At 46.3% G+C, this 10,664-nt stretch carries 11 protein-coding genes; 4 read left to right on the top strand and 7 right to left on the bottom strand.

Annotation, left to right across the window (positions count from 1 at the left end; genetic code table 11):
* Positions 1-184: 184 nt before the first annotated feature.
* Positions 185-424 (top strand): RNA-binding protein, encoded by a 240-nt coding sequence (locus ACED41_RS19935; RefSeq protein WP_017061273.1) that lies wholly within the window; start codon positions 185-187, stop codon positions 422-424.
* 144 nt (positions 425-568) lie between these two features.
* On the opposite strand, the gene ACED41_RS19930 is transcribed toward ACED41_RS19935, so the two are convergent.
* The 4 genes from ACED41_RS19930 to ACED41_RS19915 all read right to left on the bottom strand — a co-directional run bounded on the left by ACED41_RS19930 (position 569) and on the right by ACED41_RS19915 (position 3,015).
* Positions 569-913, bottom strand: a complete 345-nt coding sequence (locus ACED41_RS19930) for a ribosome recycling factor family protein (protein ID WP_017061272.1) — start codon at positions 911-913, stop codon at positions 569-571.
* 169 nt (positions 914-1,082) lie between these two features.
* On the bottom strand, positions 1,083-1,550 hold the full coding sequence (locus ACED41_RS19925) for an OsmC family protein (RefSeq protein ID WP_065583947.1): 468 nt from the start codon (positions 1,548-1,550) through the stop codon (positions 1,083-1,085).
* Between the two features lie 29 nt (positions 1,551-1,579).
* Positions 1,580-1,972 (bottom strand): GFA family protein, encoded by a 393-nt coding sequence (locus ACED41_RS19920; RefSeq protein ID WP_017061270.1) that lies wholly within the window; start codon positions 1,970-1,972, stop codon positions 1,580-1,582.
* A 113-nt stretch (positions 1,973-2,085) separates the two neighbouring features.
* Positions 2,086-3,015, bottom strand: a complete 930-nt coding sequence (locus tag ACED41_RS19915) for a LysR family transcriptional regulator (protein ID WP_054541984.1) — start codon at positions 3,013-3,015, stop codon at positions 2,086-2,088.
* A gap of 173 nt (positions 3,016-3,188) precedes the next feature.
* Here ACED41_RS19915 and ACED41_RS19910 point away from each other — a divergent pair, with 173 nt between their 5' ends.
* The 3 genes from ACED41_RS19910 to ACED41_RS19900 all read left to right on the top strand — a co-directional run bounded on the left by ACED41_RS19910 (position 3,189) and on the right by ACED41_RS19900 (position 6,349).
* A complete protein-coding gene (locus ACED41_RS19910; RefSeq protein WP_065583949.1) occupies positions 3,189-3,872 on the top strand; it encodes an SDR family oxidoreductase in 684 nt (227 codons plus the stop codon).
* Between the two features lie 90 nt (positions 3,873-3,962).
* A complete protein-coding gene (locus ACED41_RS19905) occupies positions 3,963-5,201 on the top strand; it encodes an MFS transporter (protein ID WP_371725530.1) in 1,239 nt (412 codons plus the stop codon).
* A gap of 59 nt (positions 5,202-5,260) precedes the next feature.
* Positions 5,261-6,349: an alkene reductase gene (locus ACED41_RS19900; RefSeq protein WP_371725529.1), complete on the top strand. Its 1,089-nt coding sequence runs from the start codon at positions 5,261-5,263 to the stop codon at positions 6,347-6,349.
* 306 nt (positions 6,350-6,655) lie between these two features.
* Here the strand turns inward: ACED41_RS19900 and rlmJ are convergent, their stop codons facing one another.
* The 3 genes from rlmJ to secD form a co-directional block, all read right to left on the bottom strand.
* A complete protein-coding gene (rlmJ, locus tag ACED41_RS19895; RefSeq protein WP_171732649.1) occupies positions 6,656-7,522 on the bottom strand; it encodes a 23S rRNA (adenine(2030)-N(6))-methyltransferase RlmJ in 867 nt (288 codons plus the stop codon).
* 235 nt (positions 7,523-7,757) lie between these two features.
* On the bottom strand, positions 7,758-8,711 hold the full coding sequence (gene secF / locus ACED41_RS19890; RefSeq protein ID WP_017061264.1) for a protein translocase subunit SecF: 954 nt from the start codon (positions 8,709-8,711) through the stop codon (positions 7,758-7,760).
* 2 nt (positions 8,712-8,713) lie between these two features.
* Positions 8,714-10,513, bottom strand: a complete 1,800-nt coding sequence (gene secD, locus ACED41_RS19885; RefSeq protein ID WP_371725528.1) for a protein translocase subunit SecD — start codon at positions 10,511-10,513, stop codon at positions 8,714-8,716.
* Between the last annotated feature and the right edge of the window lie 151 nt (positions 10,514-10,664).

Below are 10,664 nucleotides of genomic sequence, written 5' to 3'. Positions count from 1 at the left end.
TGACCAGCACAGAGCATGGATTCGTGTCAGATATCACGATAAACCGCGGCTAGCAGGTAAACAGCTCGCTTAATCGGTAAATAGAGCGACACATTACCAAAGAAATGATTAGAGTAATTATTTGTGAGGGTGAGCATGAAAGTGTGCGACAATGCTCGGCGTAAATTCATATTCAAGGTTTATTATGAAACTTCTAGTTCGTAACCTATCGCGCTCTACCTCTGAGCAAGACATCCGTGTGCTATTTTCTGAGTTTGGCTCAGTAAAAGAGTGCAGCCTAGTTTTAGACCAAGAAACTGGCGACTCAAAAGGCTTCGCTTTTGTTGAAATGCCAGAGCAAGAAGAAGCTAAAGCGGCACTAAACAAGCTGAACTTGTCAAAGCTTGGCAAAAACACGATTCGTGTAAAAGTAGCGAACTCTTAATCGATTCAATGCTTCATCAGCCGCATGGCTTAGCTTAACAGCAGCACAGATGATAAAGCCCGTAACGATATGACGTTTTCCAGCGCAATATCGTTACGGGCTTTTTGCTGCTCGCAATTCTCTTTTCACACGATTTGAATACGCCTACAGACCTTCATGTTCATCAATAGCACGTCTTGCTTCGGCCATTGAACATCCAGATTCCATCACCAGCTGAGCCACAGTCATTGAAGGTGTAGCGGCCAACAGAGATGCCAAACACACCACGGGTTTAGGCAGCACTTTGTCGATTGCAATTGCTATCCAACCGTCTTTTTCATGGGTTAACATCGTTTTAAATTCAACGAGTTGATACTCTTGAGCGACCAACAGCCAATTACGCGAACGACGAACTCGTTTCAACTGACATCCACATTCCGCAGCATTCACCATCACTTGGCTTTTATCACTCACACGATGTACAAAACTATTCAATGGGACGCTAAACATAACTCTCTGCTAATCAATCTATTCCTACCATTCAAGAGCTCTCTACCTATCTCTCAAAACTTTCTAACTGTCACTCAATTAAAACCGTACGTAGGATTACACAGACACAAAAAAACCGCCAGTGATGCACTAAGCAACCTCGCGGTTTTTGGATGTTAACGTGTGTGGTTTACGCTTTAGTTTCTACCACAATGTCCGTTTTTACCGAGTTCGCGATAAAGCAGTTTTTGTGCGCCAAGTGGTGCAGTTTGTCGAGCTGCTTGGCGGTGGGCTTTTTGGTACCTAAAAACACAATTTTAGGGCGCAGAGTCACCTTAGTGACCGATGAGCGGCCAGATTCATCTTCTTCCAGCACACCAATCGCATCATCGACATAGGAGTCGATCACGTACTTCTGCTTTGCGGCAATGCCCAAAAACGTCAGCATATGGCAGCTAGAAAGTGCCGCGATAAACGCTTCTTCTGGATCAACATTCGCTTCCACCGAAAACGGCAGTGGCACAACATGTGGAGAGGACGAAGCAGGCACAGTGACACCACCATCGAACTCCCACGTATGACCTCGACTGTATTGATTGTCGCTAAAGACTTCATCTTCTGCTTTTTTCCAGCGAATGACCGCTCCATATTCAGACATAATTTCTTCCCTTTTTAAAGCTCAATAAATTAACGATCAGCTGGATGATTGACACCATCGTTGGTCACCACATCACCAATATCAAAAGGATTTACCCCTTCCAAACAGCCGATGTTAAAACCGTATTCATTTGGGCTAGAACGGCGTTGATGATGGGTATAGATGCCGCAGTTTGAGCAGAAATAATGCTTTGCGGTGTTGGTATTGAATTGATAAAGCTTGAGATGCTCCGCACCTTTGAGGATCTTGATGCCGTCCAGTGCAACAGAGCCCACAATCGCTCCCCTGCGACGACAGATAGAGCAATCACAGCGGCGTGGTTTTTCTATCCCGTTAGGTAAGCTGAACTCTAGTTCAACCGCACCGCAATGGCAGGTTGCCTTGTGAAAAGGTTGGATAACCGTATCTCCGACGACTTTCATTTTTCTCTCCAATCACATCCTTATGTTGGTCGTATCATAACCAGTTCAATGTTCTCTGTCCGTACCCGGGTGTTGAGTTCGAGAGATCTGTCATGCGCTGCTTCTCGGCTAATCTAACTAGACTTTTCAACCAAATCGCCAAACCGCTCAAACAAGAAATCAAGAAACAACCGGATACGCTTCGGCTGATATTTCTTGCTGATGTACACCACATTCAAGTCGGCACTCGACACCGACATCGCGGTATTGAAGTTTTTCATGTAACCATTCAGCAGAGTAACAAGGCGTTGGTTATTGATGTCGTCTTGCACATCCAACACCGATTTAAGCGCAATGCCCTCACCTTTTAATGCCCAGTACCGAATCACTTCACCATCATCTGAAAATCGCTTCGGCACAACCGTCACCGACTTCTTCATATCATTGTCTTGGAAGTGCCATGTCTTGAGCTCTTCATTGCTACGCAGCATGGCTAAACAGTCGTGTTCGACCAAATCTTGTGGTGTTAACGGTGTTCCATGTTTAGCAAGATATTCAGGAGAAGCGCACAACACACGTCGGCTTGGCGATAAGCGTCTGGATATCAAACTGCTGTCGACCAGTTCACCATAACGGACCACGATATCCATGCCAGATTCAGCAATATTCGAGAGGTTATCGTTCAAATACAGGTAAGGAATAACGTCCGGATACTGCTGACAAAATTCCGAGAGAATAGGAAGAATGTACTGTTTTCCGATGTCTTTTGGCGCGGCGATTTTTAACGAGCCTTTGACTTCTTTTACGCCATTTTGAATCAGGTTTTCGGCCTCACTGACGTTGTCTAAAATCTCCAAACATGCCTTGTGATACAGCTCCCCTGAGTCGGTCAAAGACACATGACGCGTACTTCGATTCAACAACTTCACACCATATCGTTCTTCAAGCGCCTGCAGCCTTGCTGTCATGGTCGCAGGAGAAAGCCCTAACTCTCGCCCCGCCGCCGCTAACCCGTGATGCTTAACAATACTGACGAACATCGCCATATCTGAAAACTTATCCATACGATTCTCGCTTCCACCTCTTTGTCTTACTTCTCGATCTTAATGCTCGATTTGAATACTCAGTCACACTATTCAGGTTAACCGAATAATGAATTTATATTTTAACCAATTATCAAATTTAGTCGAATAAATATAATGACAAACATCAACAGAACAACGCAGGAATTCAGAGCATGACTAACGAATCGACTAAACAAGAGCAACGCACTTTCGTCATCATTGGTGGCACATCAGGTATCGGCAAAGCACTAGCGATGCAACTAAGAAACGAGAACAACACGGTACATATTGCCAGCCGACACACAGGCGTTGATATCACCGATGAAAAGTCGATTTGTGAATACTTCGAATCGATTGGCGTGTTTGACCACTTAATCGTAACGGCTGGCTCATCCGCTCCCGCAGGAAAAGTAACAGACGTAGCAACCGCAAACGCTAAGACAGCTTTTGACACTAAGTTTTGGGGCAGCTTAAACGTAGCCAAACATGCCGCACGCTACATGACGCCAAACGGGTCTATCACGTTCACAACTGGCATGTTGTCACGCAAAGTTGTTGCTGGTACTTACGTAAAAACCGCCATCAACGCCGCACTAGAAAGCGTAACCAAAATACTGGCGAAAGAGCTATCACCTATTCGAGTCAATGCCGTTAGCCCGGGTTTAACCATGACGGAAGCCTACAAAAACATGGACGATTCCGCTCGTGCAAACATGTACGACAACGCCAAAAACAACCTACCCGCAGGTAAGGTTGGCGAGCCTTCAGAGATAGCCATGGGTTACCTGTTCGCAATTAATAACCCATACGTCACTGGGTCAATCATCGATATCGATGGCGGCGCTCTACTCGGCTAACACTCCGCAAAGAAGCAAAGACATAAAGAACAATCGTTAGGGCGTGTATCTCACGTCCTAACAAACAAGAATTTACATAGGTAGATCATCATGAAACAAGAAACCGTCCACCAAGAAACTATCCATAAAGAAACTACCCATAAAGAAAAGATTCCATTCCAAGTTTGGATACTGACACTCGCAGCTTTTGCCATCGGCACCGCTGAGTTTGTTATCGCAGGCATCCTTCCACAAATTGCCACATCCCTTTCGATCACCGAAGGTCAAGCCGGCTACCTAATCAGTGCTTACGCATTGGCTATCGTTATTGGTGGCCCGATCTTAACCATCTACCTCGCACGTTTTAACAAGAAGATGGTACTGATTGGCTTAATGGCTTTGTTCATCATCGGCAATATCTTGTCAGCCTTAGCTCCTAGCTACCCACTTCTACTTGCAAGCCGCGTTATCGCAGGTTTAGTGCAAGGTCCTTTCTATGGCATAGGTGCAGTTGTCGCAACCAACTTAGTGTCTGAAAAAATGGCAGGTCGTGCTGTCGGTCAGATGTTTGCTGGCTTAACACTCGCTAACGTTCTTGGGGTTCCCGCAGGAACTTGGGTGAGCTTGCAATTCGGTTGGCACACCACTTTCTTTACCGTGGCAGCACTTGGCACCATCGCCATGATTTCAATCTTAACGTCAATCAAATCTTCAGGTCACAGCGAAGCGAAAGACATCAAAACTCAGCTGTTGGCATTCAAAAATCCAATGCTTCTCATCAGCTTGGCGATCACCGCTTTTGCTTGGTCTGGCTTCATGACGCTTTACGGTTACCTTGCGCCAATCGCCATGCACATCACGGGTTACAGTCAAGAATCAGTGACTTGGATCTTAGTGATTGTAGGTGTTGGCTTAATCATCGGTAACACCTTGGGCGGACGCTCTTCAGATAAAAACCTAGGCAAAGCTTCAATGTTTTGGGCTGTCGCAATGATCGTGTCATTGGTGGTGGTTGGCCTTGTGGTAGACAACAAAATCCTCTTCGTTGCAGCTGCATTTGTCTTTGGTATTGCATCATTTGCGAACGTCCCTGCCATGCAACTTCGAGTAATGAACCACGGTGGCGAAGGGCAAGAGCTAGCAGCAACTGCGAATATCTCAGCGTTTAACTTAGCCAATGCCTTTGGTGGATTCCTTGGCGGCATGGTACTCGACAGCCAACTAGGCGCAGGAATGATTCCGTTCGCAGCCGTTGTTGTCCCAGTGATTGGTTTGTTGCTTATTGCAAAAGCCAACCGATCTGAAAAGCCACAGAGCAACTCTATTTTCAGCCCAGCAGAAAGCAAATAACGCGACTTATCGCCCCAATAAAAAACGAAAGATCACAGCATTAAAACAAGGTAGAAACCATGAACAAATTATTCGAAGCATCAGAACTGAAAGGCCTAGCACTACAAAACCGCGTGGTTATGGCACCCATGACACGCGCTCGTACTAGCCAACCTGGAAACGTGCCAAACGACATGATGGCAACCTATTACCAACAACGCGCAAGTGCAGGGCTGATCATCACGGAAGCAACGCAGATCTCTGATGACTCTCAAGGTTACTCATTCACACCCGGCGTTTATACCGATGCACAAATCGAAGGTTGGAAGTCAGTAACAACAGCAGCAAAAGCACAAGGTGCCGCGATATTCTGCCAGCTATGGCATGTAGGCCGAGTATCACACCCTACCTTTCAAAAAGGCGAGTTACCGATTGCACCTTCTGCATTAGCTCCAATAGAAACGCAGGTTTGGATCTCTGATGAGAATGGTAACGGCAACATGGTGGATTGCATCCAACCAAGAGAGATGACCCAAGCAGACATCGATCGTGTTGTTCAAGATTTTGCTAACTCAGCGAAAAAAGCAGTCGAGGCAGGGTTCAACGGAGTGGAAATCCACGGTGGTAATGGCTACCTGATTGACCAGTTCCTAAGAACCAACTCAAACAAACGCACCGACAACTATGGTGGCAGTCGTGAGAATCGACTTCGCTTTCTAATTGAAGTCGTGGATGCGGTAATTGAAGCGATTGGTGCTGACAAAGTGGGCGTACGTTTAGCCCCATTCATCACCTTCAAAGACATGAACTGCCCAGACATCGTGCCAACGATTTTAGAAGCGTCAAAGGAACTGCAAGCTCGTAATATCGCTTATCTGCACCTTTCAGAAGCCGATTGGGATGACGCGCCTGTGATACCTGAAAGCTTCCGCGTAGAACTAAGAGAGTTGTTCTCTAACACCATCATCGTTGCTGGCAGCTACACACCAGAACGCGCCGAAGAAGTGTTAAGCAAAGGCTACGCCGACCTTGTCGCATTTGGTCGCCCATTCGTTGCGAATCCAGATCTCGTTTCACGCCTACAAAACGGCAGTGAACTATCCGATCTTGATGGCGCCACTCTGTTCGGCGGCAACGAAAAAGGCTACATCGATTATCCAGCGTTGTAGTGAATTTGGAGGAGATGATTGTTTCTAACCACTAGAAACATTTCCGACAGGCAAAAGAAAGGCTCGCGTGACTAGTGCGAGCCTTATGCAGTTTAGGGGGTAAACCACAATCTGATATTAATTAGGGGTAATTATTTAACTTATGAGCCAGTATGCACCTGTGCGCATTGATGTACTATTTTTAAATGATTCACTGCAATTAATCAATCGATAAAAGTTAGCGTTTGGTCAATTTAAACCACATAAATAACAGTGGTTTAGTTAGTGATGTCTAGAAAACCATCATAAAACCCATAAAAATCAGATCTATAAGCTTCTCATTTGCCAGTAGCCTTCACCATTAGTGGCGAGTTGGCTGTGTAAATAATCAAGCGTATCCGCGACCGTTCCCGCAATGCCTTGGGGAGGATTGAACAACAGTAAACCACTACCGATCAGGCGATCATCCCCCTTAGGATCACGAAGGCGAAGCTCCGACTTAATAGGACTTGGCAGCAAACCATCTTTCACTGCGGTCACACAGTGGTTCAAAATCAGTGAGCTCTTGTCATCCGTGTAGAGCGGGTACCAAATTAGTGCAGATACCTTCTCAGATTGCTGATACGCCTTAACCAAGGCATCAACCACCGCGAGATATTCTGAATCGGTTTCATAGGGTGGGTCGATAACAATCAGATGGTGGTTGTCATGTTTAGCAACGTCATCAGGTAACGCTTTAAGCCCATCACCTGCGCTAATCGTAAGCTTGCTTGAAATATCTAGGTTACATTGTAACTTCTCAATATTGGTTTGCAGTAAATCAGCTTCATCTTGCTGAATGTCTGAAAAATAGAAGCTATCTTGGCTGCGACCTTGTTGGTAAGTGATGGCAGCAGAACCCGGATACAAAGAGATAAGTTGATTCGGATTGTAGTATTCCAGTACCGACATAAAAGAAGCGAATGCCGGAGGAAGATAAGCCTTATTGCGCCACAAGTACCCGACCCCTTCAGCAAACTCACCGGCGTGATTACTTGGTGCGGTGGTGAGGTCATAACACCCTGTACCAGAGTGCGTGTCGATAACATTGAGGCGTGAATGTTGCTGCATTAATGACTGAACAAGTGCACTCAATACTGGATGCTTTAGCGCATCACCATGGTCGCCTACATGACATTGATGTCGATATTCCATTCCCTTGCCTCATTTCTACGAACGTCATCTAAACATACTTCATATCATGAGGGCTTGCCTGCTCAATCCATCGTTTTTTGAAATAGGCTCACTTTTCTCTAACCAGTTGACTCTTATAAAAAATAAAGCCCCTGAGCTTACTTAGGGGGCTAAGTGAGTTCAGGGGCTTTCATTATTGATTTAGGTTAATAGCGTAAGTAAATCGGCCTAGCGTGCATAAGCTAGCTTAGCTTGACTAAGGGTACTCACCCTCAACTTCTACTGGCGCTTTCACTTGGTAGTGACAAGGCTGTAGGCCAAGTAACTTAGGCAGTGTGATGCCGACAGAAACTGAAGACCACGTACCGCTGACAATGCCGACAACGAGTGCAATAGCGAAACCTTGCAGCGCGGCTCCACCAAGTAGCCAAAGCGCAGATACGGTAATTAGCGTTGTTCCTGAAGTCACCATGGTGCGTGAGAAGGTCGCTTTAACCGATTCGTTAAGCAGGTTATCAGTATCACCGTTTGGGTTGCCGCGCAGCATTTCGCGTACACGGTCGGCGATGATGATCGAGTCATTCAATGAGTAACCGAGAATCGCTAGCACGGCCGCCAATACGGTCAGGTTGAACTCAAACTGAGTAAAAGCGAATAGACCCAAGATAAGCGTCACGTCATAGATGATCGCGGCAAGGGCGCCGAGTGCTAAACGCCATTCAAAACGTACACTCAGGTACAGCATGATCATTAGGAAACACACCAATACCGCTAAGCCACCTTGGTCAACCATGTCTTGACCAACTTGAGGGCCAACCACGCTGCTGTTAAGCACTTTTACTTGGTCGCTTACAGAAGACAAAGCATCCACTAAGTTTGGCTGTGGAGCGTCTGTCAGTTGGCTATAACGGATTGTCCAGCGATCCTGTTCTGCCATACCAACCACTTGCACGTCTTGTTGGAAAGCTGTATCAAGTTTTGTTTTTAACGCATCTTTGGTGACTTGATCAGAGAGCTGAACCTCGGCAACCACACCACCTGTGAAGTCCAAGCCCCAGTTAAAACCTTTCACCGCCACCAGCATCACAGAGCTCATGAACAGCACAATAGATATCGCAGACATCACCTTACGAAGGCGAGTCATATTCTTATCCGAAATATAGCTATTTGAAAAATAGCGGTCTGAAATAGTCATTTTTGAAGTACTCATGCTTAAATCCTTACATCGTGGCGTTGGTCACGCCCCCAAACCAAATTGATGATCGCTCGTGAAGCAAAAATGCCCGTGAACATACTGGTTAGAAGACCTAAGCCTAGAGTCAGAGCGAAGCCCTGAATCGGTCCATTACCAATGGTGTATAGAGCCACAGCAACGATCATGGTGGTGACGTTAGCATCGAAAATTGACGAGAATGCGCTATCGAAACCACGATCGATAGAGCTAGCAAAGCTGCGCCCTTCTTTCATCTTGTCTCGAATACGCTCGAAGATAAGCACGTTAGTGTCTACCGCCATACCGACGGTCAGTACCAAGCCCGCAATACCCGGCAGAGTTAACACCGCACCCGGTAGCAAGGCAATCAAACCAAACAACGTGGTCATGTTAACCACCAATGCACAGTTCGCGACCCAACCAAGGCGGCGGTACCATAGCGCCATAAACGTGAGAGTCAGACCAAGGCCAAGAGCCAAAGCAGCAAAGCCATTCGTTACGTTTTCAGCACCCAGAGATGGGCCAATAGTACGCTCTTCAATGATGGTAACAGGCGCTGTTAATGAACCGGCACGTAGCAATAGAGCAAGCTCTTGTGCTTCTGCCATGCTGCCTGCACCAGTGATTCTGAAGCGGCTACCCAGTTGAGATTGGATGTTCGCCACACTGATTACTTCGCTGGTTTTTTCGCTGTTACCGGCTCTGTCACGGCTGTATTCGCTGTAAACGGTCGCCATTGGCTTGCCGATGTTATGGCGAGAAAACTCAGACATTTTCTTACCACCAGAAGAATCCAACGTGATGTTTACTTCTGCACTGCCCATCTCACCAATGCCACTACGCGCATCGATAATGTGTTCACCGCTCAGCACTGCTTTGCGAGCAACCACGACACGATTACCATCTGAATCTTTCAGAGTTTGAGTATTGCGCGTTGCGTTGTCGTACACAGAGTAGAACGCTAATGAAGCCGTAGCACCAATCACGTCTTTCGCAGCTGCAGGGTCTTGTACACCCGGTAATTCGATACGGATACGGCTTTCTCCTTGGCGTTGAATCGATGCCTCAGTGATGCCTAGCTCTTCAATACGGCTGCGCATGATCTGTAGGTTTTGTTGAACGGTTAGGTTACGTAGCGTTCTTTGTTCTTCTTCAGACTGAGTTAACGTTAGCGATTTATCTGAGCGGTTACGTAGCCATTGTGGGAACTCTTGACGAATCAGCTTCTGGGCTTTTTCGAAATCGGCGTCGGTACGGAAATCAAACTGAACTTGGTTGTTCACCACTTTACCGCGGGCATAACGCACCTGACTGGTCACCTCGTCGACCATCGCTTGAGCTTGCGCGTGATAAACAGGCTCCATATCCACTTCTAATAAGAACTGCACACCACCACGTAAATCAAGGCCTAACTGAATCGGCGCAAAGCCCATGTCAGTTAGCCATCTAGGTGCTGCTGGTTCCATCGCTAGCGCAACCGTCGCGTTATCCAATAGGCGCTCATTCAGCACCTCTTTGGCTTTCGCTTGTTGTTCAGCGTCTTCTAAGATCACGACTAAACGTTTGTTTTTTTGAAATGCCGATTTAGCTTGGATGCCTTCGCTCGCAAGGTATTGGGTAATTTGACTCGCATCGATGGTCTGTTCAGAACGGTTGTTAATTTGAACCGACGCATTCTCGCCATACCAAGAAGGTAAAGCACTCAGAACCATGATGATGATAGTGGCGATAAGCACCACGTATTTCCACTTTGAGTAGTGGTTTATTTGTTTTCTTTGAATGCGTTTTTTCACAGTCAAGATCTCTTCTTTCTACCAATCACCGTAAATACGTGCTCAAAAATAGCACCAGAAAAAAGCAGTGATCGAGCATTTTAACCAGCTAGGGTGACCAGTTATTTACTACGATTGGTATGTCTAATATTTTGCGAACACGAGCGATGGCTAATCA

Source organism: Vibrio sp. 1F255 (assembly GCF_041439145.1).
In the GTDB taxonomy this organism is placed as follows: domain Bacteria; phylum Pseudomonadota; class Gammaproteobacteria; order Enterobacterales; family Vibrionaceae; genus Vibrio; species Vibrio crassostreae_C.
Note: the sequence above shows the minus strand (reverse complement) of the source record. Positions and strands in the feature narration are given on the sequence as shown.